The following is a 21,129-nucleotide window of genomic DNA, read 5'->3' on the forward strand; positions in this document are numbered from 1 at the left end:
GCGGCGACGTGGACATCAACACGCCGCTGACCGAAGACGGCAGCATCCGCACGCGCTTCGTAGGTGCCTATGACACGGGCGATTCCTATCTCGACTACTACCATTCGTCGCTGCTGACGCTTTACGGTGTTGCCGCGGCCGACCTTGGACCGGACACGGTCGTTACCGCCGGATATTCCTGGCAGGAAAGCGACCCCCGAGGCGTAAGCTGGGGCGCCCTGCCGTTTCTTTATGCCGATGGCTCTCCAGTGACCTACGATCGTTCGGCGAATTCGGCCCAGCCGTGGTCGTCCTGGTACTCGCTGGACCGCAACTTCTTTGCCGATGTCACTCATCAGTTCAGCGAAGACTGGAACGCCAAAATCTCGGTTCTGCGCCGCGCCCGCGACCAGGATTCCAAGCTGTTCTATGTTTACGGCGCACAGGATCCCGAAACCGGCGATGGACTGTTTTCCTATCCCGGCGCCTATCTCGACAGGCTGCGCGAGACCACCATCGATGCCCATGTCACTGGCAAGGTCCACCTGGGCGGGCAGGAGCATGACGTTGTCCTTGGCGTGAACTATGGAGAATCCCGTCTGGTCGAGCAGGAATCGGTGGATGCAGATGCCATCGGCGTCGCTCTGCCGGGTAACAGCGCCTTTGACGGCGATTTCGCTTACCCGAACTTCGGCGACTATGCCGTGACGGCCGACTTCAAGACCAAGATCGCCAGTGTCTACGGCCTGGCACGCATCTCGCTGGCCGATCCGCTCAAGGTCATGATCGGCGGCAATGTCACCAATGCCAAGCGAACCGGCATCTCCTATGACACGCCCTATTCGTTCGACCGGACCAAGTTCCTGCCGTTCGCCGGCCTGACTTTCGATCTCACCGGCACTCTCACCGCCTATGCCAGCTATGCGACGATCTTCAGCCCGCAGGTGCAACTCGCAGCGGACGGATCGATCCTCGATCCCCTCGAAGGCGAAACCTACGAGGCCGGCATCAAAGGCGCGTGGAACGATGGCAGGCTCACCGCCGCCGTGGCCGTCTTCAAGACCAGGCAGGACAATGTGGCCGAATCCATCGGCTTCGATCCCGACCTTGGCCAGACGCTTTACAGAGGTGTCAACGCCAGGTCGCAAGGCGTCGAAGTCGATGTGGCGGGCGAGCCGCTGCCGGGCCTTCAGCTCTCGGGCGGCTATGCCTATGTCGATATCGAGGATGACCAGGGCGATAAAGCCCGGACCTTCATTCCGCGCCACACGGTACGGCTGAGCGCGGTCTATTCCCCGCCCTCGCTCGACGAACTGCGCATGGGTGTTTCGGCCCGGTACCAGAGCAGGATATCGCAGCTTTACGAAGCCTTCACCGCCGATGGCGAAGATGCGACCATGACGCAGAAAGGTTATGCTATCGTCGATCTCATGGCCCGCTATCAGGTGACGAAGAACGTGTCGCTCGCAGTGAACGTCGATAACGTGACGAATGTGAAGTACTGGACAAGCCTTCAGTGGGACCAGGCCTACTACGGTGCTCCGCGCACGGTGCGCGGAACGGTCGGCTTCAGTTTCTGACGATGGCCGGGGCAACCCTCACCGGCGCGCTGGCGCTTTGTGCGGCCGGTCCGCTGCTGCTGCGCTACGGATGGCAGCGCAGCAGGGCCGTGGTGGCCATCGCATGGACGGCGATGGCGGTTGCCACGGTCCTGCTGGCAGCCGGTGAAGGCGCCTGGGGACTGACGGCGGGCGCAACCGTCTCGATGACGATGGCACTGGCCGTGATCGCGCAGGCCGCTGCCGCTACCCCGGCGCCGCAGCGCACACCGCGTGAAAGGGCGCCCGCGCCGCTGCCGGTCGGCCCGGTGGACTGGCCCGATATCGCCCGTCGCTGCGGCGTGTTCCTTGTCGTCGTCGGGCTGGATCTTGCTGCCGGGCTATGGCTCGCCTGGGTGGTGCAACGCGCGATGTTCCGCGCCGGCAGCCACGAAGCCGATGCCGCGGCAACGGCGCTTTTCCTGCTTCCCCTGTTGTGGATTGCGATGGCAAGCTGGCAGATGACCTGCAGGACTCTCTCGGCGATGATCCCCGCGCCGGTCGCGGTCGCACTGGTTGGAGGGATTGCATGGCTGGCAATGTGAAGCCTTCCGAAGGACTAGTGCAGCGCGCCCTTGCCGGCCATGCCGCAATCGGGCTGCTGATAGGGGCTGCGCTCTATCTCGTCTGCCTGTCCGGCGCATTGGTCGTCCTCCAGGAACACCTGCAGCGCTGGGAGGAACCCTCCGCCGCCGAAATGGCCGAAATCTCGCCGCAAGCCGCCCAGCGCGCTCTGGAAGGCCTGCTCGCGCGGCAAGGAAAGCCAACCACTCACGCCTTCATCCACCTGCCGACCGAGGGCCTTCCGCGCGTGGTCGTGACGACCGATAACGGTGCGGCCTACGTCGACGCCGCGGGGCGCTACGATGCCCCGGAAGCGCACGTCTGGACCGAGTTCGTCCTCTTCCTCCACTACTACCTGCACCTGCCGATGTTCTGGGGGCTGCTGCTTACCGGAACCTTGGGCATCATGCTCTGCGCAGCAACGGTCACCGGCGTGATCGCCCATCCGCGCATCTTCCGCGATGCCTTCCGCATGCGCCTGCGGGGCAGGCCGCAACTCAGCCGGTCCGACCTGCACAACCGCTTCGGCGTCTGGCTGCTCCCGTTCGTGGCCGCGCTGGGCTTCACCGGCGCCATACTGGGCCTGGGACAACTGGTATTCCAGACCATCGCCGCGGAACGCCATGCCGGTGACTTCGAGGCTGCTTACGGCCCCCTGTTCGGGGCCGAACCCAAGGCCGATACCAGCCCTGCACCCGTAGCCCGCGCGGACCGGGCCCTGGCATGGATGGCCGCTCACCGTCCCGGTCACCGCGTGACCTATGTGACGATCGAGGAACCCGGCACCGCTGGCCAGCAGATTGCCGTGCTTGCCGACCACGACCGGCGCCTGATCTACGGCGAGACTTATCTGTTCGGAGGCACCGGCAACTATCGCGGAAATGTCGGCCTCTCGGACGGACGGACCGGCCAGCAGGCCATCGCCTCGATCTACAAGATGCATTTCGGCACTTTTGGCGGTGTGCCCGTGGAAATCGCCTATTTCCTCTTCGGCCTCGCGCTCTGCGCCATCATCTCGACGGGCACGACGCTCTGGCTGATGAAGCGCCGTGCGCGCGGGCGGCCCTCCACCCGCCTTGAAGCGCAATGGGCGGTGACGATCTGGGGCAGTCCGCTCGCGCTGGCCTTGGTCTACTGGCTGCGGGCGATTGCGGGTGCCGAAGCCCCGCTGGTTCCGGTGTTCTGGGGCCTGCTGGTACTGGGCCTCGCGGCCGCAACGCTTCGCCCGGCCGAAATCACTTCGGCGCGCCTGCGCACAGCGCTGGGGCTCGCACTGCTGGCGACGGGGATAGGCCATTTCGCGCTGGCGCCGACCCATCCCGCAAGTTCGGTGGCGATCGACCTGGCGCTTGCCCTGTCCGGTGCAGGCCTCGGCCTGCTTCCACTGGCCCGCCGCAAGGCGAACGCCGCGTTTCCGAGCGCCGGCGTCCCGGAAAACGCGGTCAGATCGGCAACTCGGTCGTCGCCTTGATTTCCGACAAGGCCACGATCGAGTTGATTTCCTGAACGCCGGGAAGCTGAGACAGCTTCTCGAAGAAGAATTTTTCGTAAGCCTCGATATCGGCGGCGACGACGCGGATCAGGAAATCGATCGAGCCCATCAGCACGTAGCAGTCCAGAACCTCTGGAAATTCCCGGATCTTGGCGGAGAATTCGTCGAGATTGGCGCGGCCATGGGCGTTGAGCTTCACTTGCGCAAAGACATGGGCATCGAGGCCGACCTTCTTTCGATCTACCAGCGCCACCCGCCGCTTGATGTAGCCCTCGCGCTCAAGCCGATCGATCCGGCGCCAGCATGGCGAAGAGGACAAGCCCACCCGTTCTGCGATCTGCGCCGTAGTCTGGCCTGCATCGCGCTGCAGCTCGCGGAGAATCTTGCGCTCATAGGGATCAAGTTCGGTCATTTCATTCTCATATCATGTATTCTCGGGTCAGTCTTGCCACAAAACTAGCTTCCCGCACCCAAATGAGGAGAGAAATCTCCCGCCCGGCCTGCGACAATGCTTGCGGCAATTACGCCAATCCCGACTGGAGTTCGAAAATGGTCGCCCGCGCCAGCCGCATGACGCCGCCGATGGAATATGTCCGTCTCTACGACGAAGCTGCCGGCCTTGACGGTGTAATCGCCATTCACTCCACCGCGCGCGGACCGGCTGCCGGCGGCTGCCGGTTCTGGACTTACGCCGACGAAAGCGCCGCCATGGCAGACGCTGTGCGTCTGGCCGAAGGCATGAGCTACAAGAACGCCATGGCCGAACTGCCCTTCGGCGGCGGCAAGGCCGTGCTTCGCCGTCTGGCCGGTGCGTTCGACCGCACAGCCCTGTTCGAGGCTTTCGGCGAGGCTGTCGAACGGCTCGAAGGCCGCTATGTCACGGCAGAGGATGTCGGCACCAGCGTATCGGACATGGAGGCGGTTGCACGCCACACGAACCATGTGGCCGGCCGCACGGCACTGCCCGGCCGCGCCGGGGGCGATCCTTCGCCCTGGACCGCGCTCGGAGTGTTCGAGGCCATGCGCTTCGCTGCGGGGTTCCGTTTCGGCGGCGGCCTTTCCGGCATGACGGTATCGGTGCTTGGCGTCGGTAACGTCGGTGCACACCTGTGCGATCTGCTGGCTGAAGCCGGCGCCCGGCTCGTCGTGGCCGATATCGATCCGGCCCGCTGCGCGCGGATCGCCGAGAAGCATGGCGCCAGCATCGTGCCGGTCAGCGAGATCTCAGGAGTTGCCGCCGATGTCTTCGCGCCTTGCGCCCTTGGCGGCGTGCTGGATGCGGCAACCGTCTCGGCACTGCAGGCCCAGATCGTTTGCGGAGCAGCCAACAACCAGCTCTCCAGCGAAGATGTCGCCGGCCTCCTGCTGGAACGCGGGCTGGTCTACGTGCCCGACTACGTCGCCAATGCAGGCGGCATCATCAACGTCTCGGCCGAGTACCTTCACGAAAGCACCGATGAAGTCCGCCAGCGCGTCCTTCAGATCGGCCCCCGCGTGTCTGCGCTTCTCGATGAAGCGGCGCAGGACGCACTCCCGCCCTCGACCGTCGCGGACCGCATCGCCGAGCGGCTGATGCAGCCGGAACGGGTTGCCGAGCCGGCCTGACGCAGCCGTCAACCCAGGCAGGTCACCTGGAACTGGGTTCCGACGATCCGGTCCCGGCCTCCGACCTTGCTAAGGTAGAGCTGCTTGTCCGCTTCCGCGATCCACCGTTCAGGCGTCATGTCGCCAGTGCAGCGCGCACTGGCGACACCGATGCTGACGGTAACGTAGGAACTGACCTGCGATGTCTCGTGAGGGATCTGCAACGCGTTGACCTGCCTGCGGATTTCCTCCGCGACCTGCCGCGCGGAAGCCGGGTCCGCGCCGGGCAGGATACACACGAACTCCTCCCCGCCATAACGGGCCGTCACCGCCGTAACGCGGCGCAAGGCTCGGTTGAGCGTGGCCGCGATCATGACGATGCAGCGATCTCCGGCAACATGTCCGTAGGTGTCGTTGAACTGCTTGAAGAAATCGATGTCGAGCATGATGACCGACAGCCAGTCACCACTGCGGCACATTCGGGACCACTCTGCCTCCAGCGTCCGTTCAAGCTGCCGCCGGTTGCTGAGCCCGGTCAGCGCATCGGTTACCGCCAGTTCGGCCAGCTTGTCGCGAAGGCGCTTCAGCTCGACATGGTTGCTCACCCGAGCCCGCAGGATGGCGGGCTGGATCGGCTTGGCCACATAGTCGATCGCGCCTAGCGAAAGGCCCCTCATCTCGTCCTCGGAATCGTCGAGGCCGGTCATGAAGATTATCGGCACGTCCGCCAGCACGGGATCGACCTTGAGCTCCCGGCAAACCTCGAAACCGTCCAGCCCCGGCAACACGATATCGAGCAGGATCAGGTCCGGGTCCACCGTCCGCGCCGTTTCGATCGCTTCCTCGCCCGACATGGCGAAGCAGACGTCGTAATCGTCTTCGAGCACGGCGTTCATGATCTCGATGTTCGCGACATCGTCATCGACGATGAGGATGGTCGCCTTGGTCACGAAGGCATGCCTTCCGATGCGGCCGCCCGGCTGCTTCCCGCAGGTTCCATGGGCACGTCATCCAGCAGGGCGAGAGCCGAGACGTAATCGAGCTTCTGGAGTGCGCAATGCAGGGGGTGATTCAGTCGCTCGGCATCGGACAGGCCCATCGCCCGCGCCATCCTTTCGAAGGCATGCCGCGCGCCCAGACTGCGACGATGCAGCAAGCCGCGCAGTTCCTCGCGGATGGTGCCGAGATCGGAGCCGGTGTCCACCGGCAGAACCAGTCCCAAGGATGATGGCGGCGGCGGCTCCGTGGAAAGTGTGCGGGCAGCGGCCACGGCTCTGTTCAGCTCTGGAACGAGCCCGACAAGTGCAGACTGCGCCTCGGCAACAGCATCCTGTGCGAGCAGACGTTCAACCTCTGCCGCGCAGGCTTGCAGCGCGCGCAGTTCCAGCGAGCCCGCCACGCCCTTGAGGCTGTGCACCAGCCGCCGGGCATCGCCGATCTGCCCCGCCGCAATCCGCTCACGCAGTTCCTGTTCGGCATGGGCATAGGAATTGGCGAAGCTGATGACCAGCTTGCGCAGCAGGGCCTCCTTGCCATTCACCCGTTTGAGCGCGGTTTCGAGATCGAACGGGCCGAGCTGCCGGGGCAGCGCATCCGGAGAGTGGGGGGGCACATCGGGCCCCGCGGGCTCCGCCGCGAGCAATCCGACGGCAGGCTTCAGCCAGCGATTGAGAGTACGGAGCAATTGCGAAGGATCGACCGGCTTGGCGACGTGATCGTTCATGCCGACAGACAGGCAGCGCTCCCGTTCGGTTTCGAAGGCGTGAGCGGTGATCGCGATGATAGGCAGCTGGTCCGCCGTCCAGGTTTCGCGGATGATCGTCGTTGCCTCGATGCCATCCATTTCCGGCATCTGCACGTCCATCAGAATCGCGGCATATTCAGCGCCGTGTTCCATGACCTTTTCGCAGGCGATCCGGCCGTTTTCCGCGCTGTCCACGATCAGGCCGGCGTGCGTGAGCAACTCTATCGCGATCTCTCGGTTGATCTCGTTATCTTCCACCAGCAGGACGCGCAGGCCCCGTAAATGCGGCTCGACCTTGCCTTCCGCCACCGATTCCGTCTGCCTGGGAGCGGGCGCCCGTTGCGCCTCGGCGAACAACGAGGTGATCGTATCCAGCAGAGCCGCCGGGTCGATCGGCTTAGTGAGGAAAGCCGAGACCCCCGCCTCTCCGGCTTCGGCCGCCATCTCGTCAATCGCATAGGCAGTGACGATCAGCGTCACCGGCGATGGCGCGCCGTGCTGCATGCGCCGCAAAGTCCGCACCGCCTCCATGCCGTCCATGCCCGGCATCTTCCAGTCGAGCAGGACGAGATCATAGGCCGCCCCCTGCTGCGCCGCACTGGCGAAGGCGGCCACCGCCTCGTCCCCGGAGGAAACGAGATCGACGTCCATCTGCCAGTCGTTGAAGATCTCCTCCACGACCTGACGCGCGGCTGCGTTGTCGTCCGCCGCCAGAACGCGAAGCCGGCGCAGATACGGTGCGGGCATCGCATCTGCGCGCCTGTTCGCGTGCTCTGCGAAGACCATCCGGCAGGTGAAGGTGCTGCCAAGGTTCGGCGCGCTCTCCACGCCGATGTCACCGCCCATCTGCTCCACGATCTGGCGGCAGATCGCCAGCCCCAGACCCGTTCCGCCGAACCGCCGGGTGGTGGAATTGTCCCCCTGGGAAAACGAGCTGAACAGGCCCGCCTGCTGCTCCGCAGACATACCGATGCCGTGATCCCGAACCGAAAGCTCGATCGTGAGCCGCGAGGAATCCCGCGAACGCAAATCGACCGCGATCGTCACCGCGCCCCGGTTGGAAAACTTCACGGCGTTGCTGAGGAGATTGAGCACGACCTGCGAGAACCGCAACTCGTCTCCGATTACAGCGCTCGGAACCTTGTGATCGATCTGCGAGACGATCTGCACGCCCTTGGCACTTGCCTCCACCGTGAGAAGCTGGACTTGCCCGGCAATCGCCGCGCGCAAATCGAAAGGCCTCGCTTCCAGCGTCAGCTTGCCCGCCTCGTTCTTGGAATAGTCCAGGATGTCGTTGATGAGCCTCAGCAACGAGGCGCCAGCGCCGCTGATCCGCTCGACATATCCGCGCTGCCGGTCGTCAAGGTTCGTGCGGCCAACCAGATGGCAGAAGCCCATGATCGCATTCATGGGTGTGCGTATCTCGTGGCTCATGTTCGCCAGGAACATGCTCTTGGCGCGGGTCGCATCCTCGGCCTCGCGCGTGCGCGCTTCCAGCGCGGCGTTCTTGGCGACGATTTCCTCGCTCATGCGGCCGATCCGGTCGAAGCTGGCGAGCAGCATCTTGTTCAGCCAGATCAGCACGGCAGTCTGGAAAGCGACGATCGACGCATGAAGCAGGACCCGCTCCAGATTGCCTGCAGCCGGGAACACCGCATAGGGAAGCAGGTAGAGCAATAGCAGATGATGCGCTGCAATCGCCCCCGCCGCCACGAGGATGGTCTCGCGGTCCAGCCAGGCGATGGTCAGGGCCAGCATGGCGAAGAAGTACATATGCATGTCCATCTGCCACGGGTGTCCGCGAAGCAGGAACAGCAGCATCGCCGGTTCCGCCATCAGGGCGACCGCCGAAAGATAGCGGGTGGCGGGCGCCGTACCGCAGCGTCGCCATGTAAGATGGTAGGCCAGAGCGACGATGGCGGCGGCAAGCCCCGCCCGGATCGGCGATAGCCCCATCGCGTGTGCAACCACGGCCTGGAGCGGTACATGCCCCCAGAACAGGGGTATCAGGAAGCGGCCGAACTGGTTGCGCAACTTGTCGAGAACACCGATCACGGCACGGAACCTTCTTCGGAAATGGAACACCCCGGCGGCAGGGGCGCCGGCTCCACGAGCCAGGCGCCGGCAGCGCGCAGGTGAGACGCGAAGTCCGGCGAGGCGGACGAAGCGAAGATGACGTTGGGAATCCTGGCTCGCTGGAGAAGCCGGCCGTCAGCCGACCGGACAAGACCGATCGTTCGCGACAACGACCAGTCGGTCGGGGCCACGACGATGTATTTGCCATCGGCGGCATCGCTCCAGACCGAAGCCACCAGCAGGGCGGTCAGCCCGGAAGCGAGGAGAACCGCCGCCGGCACGAGATCACGCAGCCGGAACGCCTGTTTGTCCAAGGCTCCCGGCGCAGCCGCGCCATGCAGTTCCTGTCTTCCGCTGAATACCCTGGTCGATCGCAAATTTGTCCCCCCCGGTCCAAACTGTATCACTTACCTTGATTAGGTATTGTTTTGGTAAAGGTTTCTCAAGCGGGATGCCTCGATTTACGGCGGGGATTCGCGCCTGCGGTTTCGCGCCGGTGGATAACCGGCCCTAACGCTTCCTCAGGCGCGGGTCGGCGACGCGGCCGCGATCGAAAGCACGTCGGCCGAAGTCGCGGGAACGTGCGCCTCATGCAGCGCTGGAATGCTGGACAAGGCCGTATCCGCAGGCGTCGCATCGCGATGACTTGAACGGTTCCTGCCCTGTCGCTTGGCGTCGTAAAGCGCCCTGTCGGCAATCGCCTGCAGTTCTTCCAGCGCAAGCGAGCCTTCCGAATATGTCGCGCAGCCGATGCTTAGCGTGCCGCCGTTCCCCCGCGCTCCGATCCTGGCGAAGCCCTGACAAAGAGTCTTGCCCAGCGTCAGCGCCGACAAGGCGCTGGTACCGGGTAGCAAAACGGCGAACTCGTCTCCACCAAGCCGGGCATAGACCGCATTTTCGGGCAGGGCCGAGTTGAGGAACACACCCAAGGCGATCAGCAGACGATCCCCTTCAGGATGTCCGTAGCCATCGTTGATCGACTTGAAATGGTCGATATCGAGCAGCAGCAAGGCCCCTTGGCCGGCTTCCGCACGCAGCAGGGCATTCGCGCGCGCTTCGAAGCCACGGCGGTTGAGCAGCCCCGTCAGCGGGTCGTGCTCGGCCAGTTTCACGATGCTCTGTTCGCGGCGCCGACGCAGCGTGCCGACAATGGACAGCGCAAGGGCCACTTCCATCATGATCCCTTCGAACAGCGAAACCGAAATCATCAGGCCGCTGTAATGCGTCAAGTTGATGAAGGCCCCAGGCAGAAACACCGCGAAAGCCTTGAAGAGATAGAATGCCCCATGCCCGAGAAAGGCGAAGGCCAGCACCGTGGTATCGGGGTCTCGCCGTTTGCGCAGCCCGCCCAACAGATCCGCACATTTGAGCGAGAGCAACGCAACGATCAGCGAATTGGTCAGCGCCAGGACCTGCGTTCGCGCGGGCCCCTCAGGCACGGCCAGCATCGCCAACCAGGCGATCAGCACACATGTCCATGCCTTGGGCGGACGCTTTCCGGCGAAGGCGGAAGTACCGAAGAGAAACGCGATATGCGCCACCACCAGGAGGCCATTGGCCACCCAGATGCCCGCAATGAAGAACCCCTGCTCCCGCAGCGGCGTGATCGTGCAGCCCGCCACGATCGCGCCGAAACCGGCGCTCCAATATGCCAGCGACCGCTCCCGCAAGAGATGCCATTCCAGCATAAGGAATGCGGACGCCACGAAGGCGATCGCATTTGACATGAACAACATTGTCCGCGGGTCGGTAGTCATCAGGCCATTCACGTAGGTCGGAACGGCGGCTTTGCTAACGATTGTTGGTAAACAAAGCGTTCCTGATCGCCGAATTTTCGAGTCAGCCCGCGCCCTGCTACCGGGTGGAAGCAGCCGACCGCTGGCGAAGCTGTTCGGTAAGATAATCCAGCAGGGGCAGTTCGAACTTGGGATTGATGATCAGGAAGTGACGACGACGATCCTGCTCATCTGGCAATCGACAGAGCACACCTTCCCCAACCAGTCGCCGCACCAGCCGCAGCGCCGTGCTCATCGGTGCGCCGGAGGCGATGCAGGCGCTCGATACCGAAACGCGCCGGCCTTCGATCTTGGCCAGCAGAAGATCGAGCAACATTTCCCAGGCTGGATCCCCGAACAGTTCGCCGCCGCCGATCTCCCTGCGTTTCATTTCCTTGCGCAGCAGTTCCCGGATGTAATCCGTCAACTGCCCGGTTTCGGAAGCGGGCGCATTAACCCCGGCGACCGGCGCCTTGATCTCATCTGAAGGAGCTACATCGGCCCGCCGCGCGGAAGCGTCCGGGTCATCCATCAGGATCGCAAGGCGCTGAAGTTCGGTGCTCAGGCTGGAAATCTTTCCCAGCAGCGAGCCTCTCGCCTCCGGCGTCTGGCGCAATCCCTTGATACGCTGCAACGCCTTGCGGAGATCCGACTGGTTGACCGGCTTTTCCAGGAAGTCGACAGCGGAAGCCCGCATCGCGTCGATGGCGACATCCTTGCTGGCATAGCCTGTGGCCATGATGAACTGGAGCCGCCGCCCCCGCATCTCGGCGCTTTGCGAAAGCGCGTGGATCAGCGCGATGCCATCCTGTCCGGGCATATTGTAATCGACGATCGCGATCGAGATCTCGTGCTCCTCGAACAGCTCCATCGCCTCTTCTGCACTTGTTGCGACAACCGGCTCATACCCCATGAGCTGGAGGCTGAACGCACACTCGCTGCCGAAGTCCTCGTCGTCATCCACGATAAGGACCGGCTCGGGCGGCGTATCGTCGTGCACCGGATATTCGCTCTCATTTTCCGCGCTGGCCGGTCCCGGATTGAGAATGGCCCCAAGTCGCGTTCGCCAGGTCGGTGTCATCACGTTCATGTGCAAAATAACCTCGTCTGAGCGGGCCGCTAGGTGCCGGGCAGGACTTGCTGAAGTCCGACGCAGAAGATGGCGATGGCCATGATGGCCGCCGAATCAGGCCGTCGAGCGACGGTCCGGAACTGTTGGACTGCTGCCAGAGCCAGCAGGGTCAGCGCCGTGATCGCAATCACGAAAAGCGCCCCCTCGACGCCCAGCCAGGTTGCCCCCGCCGCCAGCAGCTTGATCTGGCCGCCGGTCAGGATCTGGAGCTGCATTCCGGTGCGCAGCGCAGCCACGCCCGCGGTTACCAGCAGCAGGCACCCCAATCCGGCGGCAACCGACCAGCCGACCGCCGGCAGGCCGCCCCGAGCGCCCGCGAAGGCCAGGCCGCCCAGCGCAATCGCCACATAAAGCAGATCGGAAGGCTTTCGCCCTTCCCACGGCAGGACTACCGCCGGCAGAAGCAGCAATATCAATACTGCTATATTGAAGTATCCCATCCCGCCCATTCAGTATCCCCCGTTCGTCACGATCACGCTTGCCTCCAGATTGGATGATGGCAATGGGATGAAATTCCCATACTTCATGATGGGACTGGCAGCCATGTCATAGCTGACCTTTACCTTGAACACGCCGGTACCATCCGATGCCGCCGTGATCACCGGCGACGAACCTCCGCCAAGAATTTTCCCGTAGCCGTCGATCACTTCTTTGGCCCGTGTCTCTGCAATCGATACACGTTCCTGAGTCGACAATCCCGCAACCGCGGCGCGGGCGCCTTCGGCTGCGGCATGACGCACCCCGATGAGAGCACTGAAGTAGATCGAATAGACGAATATCCCGAAAACCAGGGCGAGCAGCGCCGGAGCGAGGAAAACGAACTCCAGCGCTGCCATGCCCCTGTCGCATTTCAGCAGTCGACGGATCGGATCAGCTGACATGCGCATCATCCTTGTCAGGAGAAATTGTCGATCATCGTCTGGAAGGCGCCGGTAAGGCCGCTTCCGAATGCAGTTCCGATAGAACTGATGGCCCCCACCACAATTGCTCCCAACACTGCATATTCAACAGCCGTAAGGCCGCGTTCATCAGCGATCAGACGCGCAAAAAGCTTACGAATGGTTTTCATGGCTCAATACTCCCCATTTCCTCCGATTAAAATTCCGTAACCGGTGGAGGTATCCGGCTCCGGTCTTAAGAAATCTAGATCAATACGGGCACGCCGCAGCGCGCACCTGTTACCCATACTGTTGCGTGACCGAGCTGGATCCCCAGCGCCGCCAACAGATTGTCGAGCAGCGGATCGACCGTCCCGCCGACCAGTGCGCTGACCGGGGTCACGATGGCGCTGAGAAGCGCGGACCGCACCGCCGCGGTGTTCGCCTCGCAAACAAGCGGAATGCAAAGGCCCAGAAGGTTGACCTGCAGGCCGTCCGGTGCCGAAATGCTGCTGACGAGCGAAGTCAGGAGCGGGCCGACCTGCGATCCGTTGCCGATCGACGCGGAGCGCCCCGGTGCTGCCGGCGTGCCGATAGTGCCTTGCCCGCCGGGTCCGAACACCAGCGCGGCGCTGTTGCCGAGCACCGGCTGCGCGATCGCGCGCGCCTTTACATCGATGATCGGGATGCCCAGCAACGATGAGCTGATGATACTGGCCTGCTTGATGTCGGCCGCGGTCAGCGACGGGATAGGCTTCGTCATCGCATTGGTCGGCGCAGTGCCGATATAGGCATTGACCAGACCGCTCGTCGCATTGACCGTCACCCGGGTGTCGACCTTCTGCTCCGTACTGCCCGCGCAGTTGATCGACGCGACTTCGGCCCGCGCCGCCGCCACATCCAGAATGACGGGAATCTCCGCCGAGAGCAGGTCCTTGACCACGGGCAGCTTCAGGTTGACCAGTTCGATCAGCACCTGCAGCCGCAGCATCGAGGTTCCGGCAACGGTCTCTCCGGCAGGTCCGAAGGAAAAACGGGGGCGGTCCATCGGTCCGGACGCCACCGCCCCGACCCTGACCGTGCTGCCCGGCACCAGCAGGCTCACGGTATCGGAAAGATCGATGGCCCCGGGGCCTGCCTGCGCGGCGAACGAGATGAGCTGGTAGGCATTCATCCCGGCACGCAGCGCCGGCTTCACGTCGGCCTCGCCCACCGGCATGTTCTTCCACACGCCGAGACCGAACAACCCTGCCATCGGAACCTGGTAGCCATTGGTCACTTGCGAGGCGAAGGCTGTCAGCCCGGCCTTGGTCGCGGGATTGGTCGTAGCGCTGGCGGCGGCATTGGCCACGTCCTTCAGTCCGTAGCTGCCTTGCACGAGCTGACCGTAAGTGCCGGTGAAATTGGCGTTCCGGGCGAGGGCATCGAAGAACAGCCCGGCATCGACATCGCCGTTCATCATGCCTTCGATATCGGCGGTCGAAAGGCGAAGCTTGATGCCGAGCAACGCGCCGAGCAGGTCGTTGACGAGATTGACCAGGGAATTGGTGACGGTGAGAAGACCTGAGGTGATCCCGACGCCCGCCTCGTCCACCCGTGCCGCCGAAGCGGTAGCTCCCAGGTCGGGTATGGGGCTGGCATCGCCCAGAACCCCGGTGAGATAGCGGCGGGCGGATTTTCCGGTGGTCACACGAACGGCATTGGCAAGACCGTTTCCGGGGCAGCGGGCCATCGTGGCATCGAAACGCTGCTCGCTCGACAGGCCGGAATCCGCGCAATAACGGCCCAGTTGCACGGACTTGAGAACCGACGCATCGTAACCGTTGCGAACGAGATAGTCCCGCGCACGGCTTTCGGCCTGAAGCGGGTTCATCGCAGCCGCCAGCGCTGCCGCCTCGGTAGCGGCGCGTAGGTCCCGGTTGCCGAGATAATAGAGCCCCACATCCAGCGCGAGCCCCGCCGCGCCAACCAGCGACACGCCCAGAACCGCCACCATAGGCCCGATCACGCCGCCTTGATCGCCGCGCAGTTCCCGCAAAGGGCGCAGGCGGCGCGATCGCAGCGATGCAGCAAGGCGGCCCATCGTCACGGCTCCCGCGAAGCGGTGGCAGGAGGCGCCAGCATCAGCGCCGCCTGTTCGGCAATCTGCTGACGCAGCCTGGCCTTTTCCGTGGCATCGCGAACCTTCGACAACAGCGCGTCGGCTTCGCCCCGCCGACCGGCGACCGTCAGCGCGAGAGCAAGGTTGTTACGGACCACCTCGTTCCGGGGCGCCAGGTCATAAGCGCCCTTGAGGGCCTCAATCGCTTCGCCGGGCTGCCCCTGCCGCAACAGCGCATAGCCCAGCGCATTGCTGGTGAGCGGATTAGCGGGGCTCGCCCTCAACGCCGCGCGATACTCGGCGATGGCTTCCGGCCAGCGTTCCTGCGCAGCCAGGACATGCCCCCGGATCTCGATCGCCTCGGCGCTGCGATCCGTCGCAGGGATCAGCGCGAGGGCAGTTTGCGCTTGCCCCATCTGGCCAAGGTCAAGGAGGCAGTTGACCCGCAGGATGCGCGCTTCGCGGTCTCCGGGATACTGGCGATCGAAATCGTCGAGGAATGCGAGGGCGGCGCGCTGCCGGCCATCCTTGCGGGCCTGCTGGATAAGCACGAGGTAAAGCGACCGGGTTGATCCGCCCTGATCGAGATCGAGCGCCTCCGCCGCCTTCGCAGGCGCGATCGGCGAATGCGCGGGCAAGCCTCCCACGGCGAGCACCGTCAGGCCGCCTGTCGCGGCGAGATACCTGTAAATGTGTCGGATCGTCATGAGGAAGCCCCCCCAAGAGTATCGAGAATGGCGGCAACCGGCGGTCCCGCCAGCACGATGAACAGCGCCGGCATGAAGAACACGAGCATCAGGATTACCATGCGCACCGTGATCGAGCCGATGGCTTCGCGGGCGCGAGCGACCCGGCGCTGCGAGAATTCGCGGATGAATTCGCGCAGCGAAGGCACCAGCTCCATGCCGTGGAACAGCGATTGGCGGAACACCGTGGCCAGTTCGCGTGCGCCGTTTACCGCCACGCGCGAGGCCCAGCGATCGAACGCCAGCTGGTAATCCTGACCGCGATCGAGATCCTCGACCAGCATGGCCACCAGCCGGGCGTGATTGGGAACCGCAACCCGTTCCTCGCGGGCTATGCCGCGGAAGCACTGGTCCAGCGAGACGCCGCTTTCCAGCATCATCAACATCAGGTCGAGCAGGAAGGGGAATTCAGCCGTCAGTATCCGCTCACGCGTCGCTGCGCGCATCTGCAGCACATACTTGGCGCCGATGTAGGTCAGTCCCGCGAGGGCCAGCGTCGGAAACAGCGGACGGAGCGGGTTGCCGTTGATGACGAAGCAAGTCGCCATGGAGGCAAGGGCAACGCCGCCCGCCGCGGCGAGCCGCAGCCAGGCAAAGGTCTCCAGCGCATTGGCTTCGAAGTAGCCGGCCTTGCGCAGCTTCTGTTCGATTTCGCTGCGGTCGCGCCCGCGCACGGTGAACATGCGCGGCAAGGGAAACGGCAACTTGCCCGTCAATCCCGTGGCAGCGCCCGAGGCACCGTCGATGCGGGCGCGCAGGCGGTTGTCTGCGTTCAGCAGGCGCACTCCGGCCAGCACCATCAGCAGACTGCCAAGGGCCAGGCCGAAAAGCAGGAAGGAGGCCAGCGACTGCATCAGAATTCGAGCCTCAGCATGCGGCGGATAATCAGCACGCCCACCGCTTCCAGCCCCAGCGCGACGAGCGAAAGCGATTGCCCGCGCGGGTCCTTGATGAAGAACTCGAGATAGGAGGGGTTCATCAGCACCAACCCCACCATTGCCAGAAGCGGCATGGCGATCAGCACGCGCGAGCTGACTTTCGCCTCCGAGGTTGCCGCGACGAGCTCGCGCCGGATGCGCAGCCGTTCGCGCAGGATATGCGAAAGGTTGCCGAACACCGCGCCGATCGAACCGCCGTAGCGCAGGTTCGTGCGGATGGCGGCCGCAATCATCGAGACTTCCGGCACCTGGATGCGGTCGGCAAGCTGCTGCATCGTCTCGGCTACCGGCGCGCCCATTTCCAGCCGCCGCGCAGCCGTGTCGAAATAGGAGCGGACGACCGGCGATGCATCCGCCAAGGTGCGTGCCAGTGCCTGTGACAGCGAATTGCCCACCGCCTGAAGCTGACGCACACCGTCGAGATAGAGCGGTAGGGCTTCGGTAAGCGCCTCCACGCGCTTGCGGGCGCGCTCGCGAAGCCATGACAGGCCCGCCATCGGCAGTCCTAGCAGCAGGGCCAGTGCAGCGACCGGTCCGGCCAGCACCAGCACGAGGAAGACCAGCGCGAGGCCGATGCCGGCGAGCAGTCGTACCGTCGGCACCGTGATTTCGAGCTGGGCCTGCGCCATGAGCGGAGCGATCCGCTCCGGCACCGATATGGCGGTGACAGAACGCACCGGCGCGGCTTCGGGACCGGCCATCGCGGCAAGACGGCGATCGATGGCGGAAAGGCCCTTGGCGCGTTCGCCGGTAAGGTAGAACGCGATCAGGCCCACGATCAGGAAGGCAAGGATAAGATAGGCCCCGCCGCTCACCATGCCGCGGCCACTCCATTGGCGACGCGGGTCTTGGTCAGGCTCGGCATCGGATAGTCCTTGAGCCGCGCGGCATGATAGGGCCGGGGCGACAGCGTCTGGAACGTCCCTTCCCCGGACATCGGCGGCTGCTCATCGAAGCGGAAGAGTTCGTTGAGCGTGAAGGCATCGCCTTCCACGCCGGTCACCTCGGTCACCGAAGTCACGCGGCGGACGCCGCTGCTCAGGCGCTGGATATTGACGATCACATGGACGCTGTTGGCCACGAAACGGCGCACTGCCCGGATGTCGCTTTGCTGCCCCGCGAAGCCCAGCAGCATTTCAAGTCGCGAAAGCGCGTCGCGCGGCGAATTGCCGTGCAGGGTTGCCATCGAACCGTCATGCCCGGTCGACATGGCCTGAAGCATCTCCACGGCTTCCACGCCGCGCACCTCGCCAAGGATGATCCGGTCGGGCCTCATGCGCAGCGCGTTGCGGACGAGATCGCGGGAGCTGACCTCGCGGCTGCCATCGACATTGGGAGGACGGGTTTCCAGCCGGACGACGTGGTCCTGGCAGAGCTGCAGCTCGGCCGCGTCCTCGATCGTCACGAGCCGCTCATGATTGCCGATGCAACTGGAGAGCACGTTGAGCAGCGTCGACTTGCCGGCACCGGTGCCCCCGCAGATCAGGACATTGAGGCGCGAGCGCACCGCGCTGGTGAGGTAAGTCGCCATCGGCGCGCTCATCACTCCGCTGGCGACGCAATCGTCGAGGGTCAGCGCCTGAAGGCGGAACTTGCGGATCGATACCAGCGGCCCGTCGAGCGCGATGGGCGGAATGACGATGTTGACGCGAGAACCGTCAGCCAGGCGCGCGTCGCAGAACGGTGTCGCCTCGTCCACGCGCCGCCCGATCGGACCGACGATGCGCTGGATGATATTCATCAGATGCGCGTCGTCGCGAAAACGCGTTTCCACCCGCGACAAGAGACCGCCGCGCTCGGCGTAGATGGTATTGGCGCCGTTGACGATGATGTCGTCGATCGTGTTGTCCCGCAGCAGCGGTGCAAGCGGACCCAGGCCGACGACTTCGTCTTCCACGTCCTCGATCAGCAGCAGCCGCTCGGCGCTGTTGAGCGCAAGCTGCCCGCGCCGGCTGCGGCTGTTGATGACCTGTTCGATCTCGTGCCTAAGGGTGCGCTGGTCGAGCGATTCCGCGGTGACGCCCTGGGTTTCCAGCTGTTCGATCACCTGCTGGCAAGTGAGCGCCTTGACCGCCTGGTAACTGTCGCTCATCCGCTGCGCGGACGGCTGTGTCACCGCAGACTTGCGGCGGCCGGCCGAAAGCCCTTCGTGCAGTTCCTCGTTGGTGAGAAGGCTCATGCGGTGCGCTCCACCGAGCGCAGGATCGCGCGGCGCATCCGGTCGATGCTGCCCTTGCCGCTTTTCACGGGCGCGGCGATGTTGCAGGCCCGGCGAACCGCCTGGATGTACGGTCCGCTTTCCCGGTCGAACATCAGGGGACGCCCGGCATTGAGCGCGTTCGCAGTCCGGATCCGGTCGGTCGGCACGCCCATGAGCGCCTCGATACCCAGCGCGTCGGCCATCCGGCGACCATCGAGCAGGATGCGCGGTTCATAGTCCCATACCATAAGCCGCGTGCGCGATCCGCTGGCAGTGTCGAGCGACACCTTGTCCATGAGGCGACGGCACGCTTCCAGTTCACGGATCGACTGGCTGCAGACGATCTCGATCGCCTGAGCCTGCGACGCCAGTTCGCGCAGCAATCCGCCATGGCGCAGGCTTCCGGCACAGACCACCACCTGAACGAAATTCGCGCGAAGCAGCTGGATCAGGCCGACGACATCATTGGGACCGATGCCCACCGGCTCGCTGCCGGTGCCACCATCGAAGGTGATGAGCGAAAGCCCGCTCGCCTCATGGCGCGCCAGTGCGTCGGCCAGCAGGCTGGTGTCCATCCGGTCGAGATCGGCGACGGCGGAGGCAAGGCCATAATCGACCTTGAGATCGAGATAGGCTTCGGCCGTACTGGAAGGCAGGGTAAAATCGACAAGCAGGGTCGGGGTTTGGTTGAGGCTGAACGCCAGGGCCATGTCGGTGGCCAGCATCGCGGTTGCCTCGCGATCGTTACCCAGAACCATGGTCAGGCGGCCCAGCCGGCCCTGCGTGGCCAGCGCACTGTTGAGCACGCGCGTCAGGATTTCGGAGATTTCGGTGCCGCTCGCGCTGCGCGGAAGCACGTCTGCCGCGCCGGCCCGGATCGCCTGCAGCACTTGCCCGGCGTACATATCCTCCGTGGCCACAACCACGGCGCGTCCGGGCGCGGCCTGTGCCACTTCCCCGATCGACGAGGCCAGCGAACGCTCCGCCGGCACCGAGGCGTGATCGATCACGACGATGCCCGGCCCATCGACATCGCCCTGGTCGAGCGACTGCACGATCTCGACCGAGACATGCTCGCCCATCGCTTCGGCAATGCGCTGCGCCAGAGTGCGGTCTACCGAGAGAAGGTGGATTTTCGGCATGTCAGGGCCTCACAACGCCAAAGGCGGCAACGGCTTTCTCCACCCCGTCATTACCGACGATCATGTCGCCGATGCCGGGATCGAGTTTACGGGTGGCATTCGTCAGCAGCGGTGGAACCGCATCGGGCTCGACCAGGCGCGGCGTGGCCACGATGATCAGCTCCTGCCGTTCCTTCTGGTTCTGCTGGCGCTTGAAGAAGGCGCCGAGCACCGGAATATCGCCGAGGAAAGGCACCTTGTCCTTGGTCACCGCGCTATTGCTATAGTTGAGGCCAGCAATCACGAAGCTCTGGCCGCTGCCCAGTTCCACGGTCGTCTCTGCCGAGCGGCGACGAATTCCGGGAACCACGTAGCCCTGAAGCTGGACACCGTTGTTGTAGTCCAGTTCGCTGACTTCGGGAGAAAGCTTGAGCACGATATGCTCGGGCGAGAGAACATAAGGCGTCACGGACAGGCGAACGCCGAATTCCTTGTACTGGATCGAGATCGTATTGCCGGTGCCGCCGGTGTTCTGCGGCACCGGGACGGGAAACTCGCCGCCGGCCAGGAAGCTGGCCTGCTCGCCCGAACGCACCAGCAGCGTCGGCTGCGCGAGCAACTGCGACAGCCCGTTGGAAGACAGCGCGCTGAGGATCGCCCCGATCCCGTGATTGCGGGCAGAGAGGAACAGGTTGAAGGCGCTCTGGATCGGCGCCGAACTGTCGATAGACAGGCCATCGTTACCGAAGCTGGCACTGTTGAGGCTGCTAGGCGAAATGACCGCGCCCTGCAGATCTCCGGCCAGCTTCGAGAAACTGAACCCCAGCGCCTTGAGCGTGGAACTGGACACGGCTGCGAACTGGACGTCCACCGCAACGACCTTCTCGCCCGGACGATAGTTCGCGTTCTGCGCCGACATTCCCGGCGCGCCGACCCGCACGTTTCGCTCGCCCAGCACGGTGCCGTCCTGCGCGAAGACGGTCAGGAGCGCATCCCCGGTCGCCAACGCCTTGATCCGCAGCGACTGCGCCGTAGGCGCCGAAATGCCGATCACGTTTTCGCGGCTGACTTCCACCCGGCCGATTGCCTTGGGGAAGGACAGGGTGCGTTGATCGTCGACTTGCAGGCTCTCCTGTTCCTGCGCATGCGCGAAGGCCGGGGCCAGCGTCGACGCGCAGGCCAGCAGGCAGGAGGCAATCAT

Annotated in this window: 20 protein-coding genes (1 of these 20 only partly in view); 4 read left to right on the forward strand and 16 right to left on the reverse strand. The window is 64.3% G+C overall.

Features of this window, described 5'->3' with window-relative positions; all coding sequences use genetic code 11:
* The 3 genes in view from ACLIMP_RS16005 to ACLIMP_RS16015 are tightly spaced (at most 2 nt apart) and all read left to right on the forward strand, a layout consistent with a single transcriptional unit that may run on beyond the window.
* Positions 1 to 1,559, forward strand: partial view of a TonB-dependent siderophore receptor gene (locus tag ACLIMP_RS16005; RefSeq protein WP_054436428.1) — the 3' portion only. 571 nt of this gene lie to the left of the window's left edge; the window shows 1,559 of its 2,130 coding nt (coding positions 572-2,130); its start codon lies off the left edge, out of view; it ends in the stop codon at positions 1,557 to 1,559.
* Between the two features lie 2 nt (positions 1,560 to 1,561).
* Entirely contained in the window at positions 1,562 to 2,122 is a 561-nt protein-coding gene (locus ACLIMP_RS16010; RefSeq protein WP_443478540.1) for a hypothetical protein, read from the forward strand.
* A complete protein-coding gene (locus ACLIMP_RS16015; protein ID WP_221937258.1) occupies positions 2,107 to 3,612 on the forward strand; it encodes a PepSY-associated TM helix domain-containing protein in 1,506 nt (501 codons plus the stop codon). The genes ACLIMP_RS16010 and ACLIMP_RS16015 overlap by 16 nt, the downstream gene beginning before the upstream one ends.
* Here the strand turns inward: ACLIMP_RS16015 and ACLIMP_RS16020 are convergent.
* On the reverse strand, positions 3,584 to 4,045 hold the full coding sequence (locus ACLIMP_RS16020; protein ID WP_054436426.1) for an Lrp/AsnC family transcriptional regulator: 462 nt from the start codon (positions 4,043 to 4,045) through the stop codon (positions 3,584 to 3,586). The genes ACLIMP_RS16015 and ACLIMP_RS16020 overlap by 29 nt on opposite strands.
* A 137-nt stretch (positions 4,046 to 4,182) precedes the next feature.
* Between ACLIMP_RS16020 and ACLIMP_RS16025 the strand changes: the two genes are divergently transcribed.
* Complete coding sequence (locus ACLIMP_RS16025; protein WP_443478896.1) at positions 4,183 to 5,238, forward strand: Leu/Phe/Val dehydrogenase; 1,056 nt, start codon at positions 4,183 to 4,185, stop codon at positions 5,236 to 5,238.
* Positions 5,239 to 5,246: 8 nt separating this feature from the next.
* Here the strand turns inward: ACLIMP_RS16025 and ACLIMP_RS16030 are convergent, their stop codons facing one another.
* From ACLIMP_RS16030 to ACLIMP_RS16100, 15 genes are all read right to left on the reverse strand, one after another.
* The gene (locus tag ACLIMP_RS16030) at positions 5,247 to 6,167 is read right to left on the reverse strand and encodes a GGDEF domain-containing response regulator (protein WP_185999221.1); all 921 of its coding nucleotides are present in this window, start codon (positions 6,165 to 6,167) and stop codon (positions 5,247 to 5,249) included.
* Entirely contained in the window at positions 6,164 to 9,016 is a 2,853-nt protein-coding gene (locus tag ACLIMP_RS16035) for a hybrid sensor histidine kinase/response regulator (protein ID WP_324699170.1), read from the reverse strand. The genes ACLIMP_RS16030 and ACLIMP_RS16035 overlap by 4 nt, the downstream gene beginning before the upstream one ends.
* On the reverse strand, positions 9,013 to 9,351 hold the full coding sequence (locus tag ACLIMP_RS16040; protein ID WP_054436423.1) for a hypothetical protein: 339 nt from the start codon (positions 9,349 to 9,351) through the stop codon (positions 9,013 to 9,015). Before ACLIMP_RS16040 ends, ACLIMP_RS16035 begins: the two co-directional genes overlap by 4 nt.
* A 207-nt stretch (positions 9,352 to 9,558) precedes the next feature.
* Entirely contained in the window at positions 9,559 to 10,764 is a 1,206-nt protein-coding gene (locus tag ACLIMP_RS16045) for a GGDEF domain-containing protein (protein WP_231635776.1), read from the reverse strand.
* A gap of 127 nt (positions 10,765 to 10,891) precedes the next feature.
* Complete coding sequence (locus tag ACLIMP_RS16050; RefSeq protein ID WP_292636583.1) at positions 10,892 to 11,902, reverse strand: response regulator; 1,011 nt, start codon at positions 11,900 to 11,902, stop codon at positions 10,892 to 10,894.
* 29 nt (positions 11,903 to 11,931) lie between these two features.
* Positions 11,932 to 12,354, reverse strand: coding sequence for a hypothetical protein (locus ACLIMP_RS16055; protein ID WP_231635774.1), 423 nt, complete (start codon positions 12,352 to 12,354; stop codon positions 11,932 to 11,934).
* Between the two features lie 39 nt (positions 12,355 to 12,393).
* Positions 12,394 to 12,831, reverse strand: coding sequence for a TadE/TadG family type IV pilus assembly protein (locus ACLIMP_RS16060; protein WP_054436441.1), 438 nt, complete (start codon positions 12,829 to 12,831; stop codon positions 12,394 to 12,396).
* Between the two features lie 8 nt (positions 12,832 to 12,839).
* Positions 12,840 to 13,013: a Flp family type IVb pilin gene (locus ACLIMP_RS16065; RefSeq protein WP_054436420.1), complete on the reverse strand. Its 174-nt coding sequence runs from the start codon at positions 13,011 to 13,013 to the stop codon at positions 12,840 to 12,842.
* Between the two features lie 74 nt (positions 13,014 to 13,087).
* Complete coding sequence (locus ACLIMP_RS16070; protein ID WP_054436419.1) at positions 13,088 to 14,905, reverse strand: TadG family pilus assembly protein; 1,818 nt, start codon at positions 14,903 to 14,905, stop codon at positions 13,088 to 13,090.
* A 2-nt stretch (positions 14,906 to 14,907) separates the two neighbouring features.
* Positions 14,908 to 15,630 carry a tetratricopeptide repeat protein gene (locus ACLIMP_RS16075; protein WP_132469605.1) on the reverse strand — a complete coding sequence of 241 codons (723 nt, stop codon included), beginning with the start codon at positions 15,628 to 15,630 and terminating at the stop codon, positions 14,908 to 14,910.
* A complete protein-coding gene (locus tag ACLIMP_RS16080) occupies positions 15,627 to 16,523 on the reverse strand; it encodes a type II secretion system F family protein (protein ID WP_185999219.1) in 897 nt (298 codons plus the stop codon). Before ACLIMP_RS16080 ends, ACLIMP_RS16075 begins: the two co-directional genes overlap by 4 nt.
* Positions 16,523 to 17,425, reverse strand: a complete 903-nt coding sequence (locus ACLIMP_RS16085; protein ID WP_443478541.1) for a type II secretion system F family protein — start codon at positions 17,423 to 17,425, stop codon at positions 16,523 to 16,525. The genes ACLIMP_RS16080 and ACLIMP_RS16085 overlap by 1 nt, the downstream gene beginning before the upstream one ends.
* Positions 17,419 to 18,786: a TadA family conjugal transfer-associated ATPase gene (locus ACLIMP_RS16090; protein ID WP_185999217.1), complete on the reverse strand. Its 1,368-nt coding sequence runs from the start codon at positions 18,784 to 18,786 to the stop codon at positions 17,419 to 17,421. Before ACLIMP_RS16090 ends, ACLIMP_RS16085 begins: the two co-directional genes overlap by 7 nt.
* Positions 18,783 to 19,949 (reverse strand): CpaE/TadZ family protein, encoded by a 1,167-nt coding sequence (locus tag ACLIMP_RS16095; protein ID WP_054436414.1) that lies wholly within the window; start codon positions 19,947 to 19,949, stop codon positions 18,783 to 18,785. The genes ACLIMP_RS16090 and ACLIMP_RS16095 overlap by 4 nt, the downstream gene beginning before the upstream one ends.
* A gap of 1 nt (position 19,950) precedes the next feature.
* On the reverse strand, positions 19,951 to 21,129 hold the full coding sequence (locus ACLIMP_RS16100) for a type II and III secretion system protein family protein (RefSeq protein ID WP_082370258.1): 1,179 nt from the start codon (positions 21,127 to 21,129) through the stop codon (positions 19,951 to 19,953).

Source organism: Novosphingobium aeonii, assembly GCF_052279045.1.
GTDB lineage: Bacteria > Pseudomonadota > Alphaproteobacteria > Sphingomonadales > Sphingomonadaceae > Novosphingobium.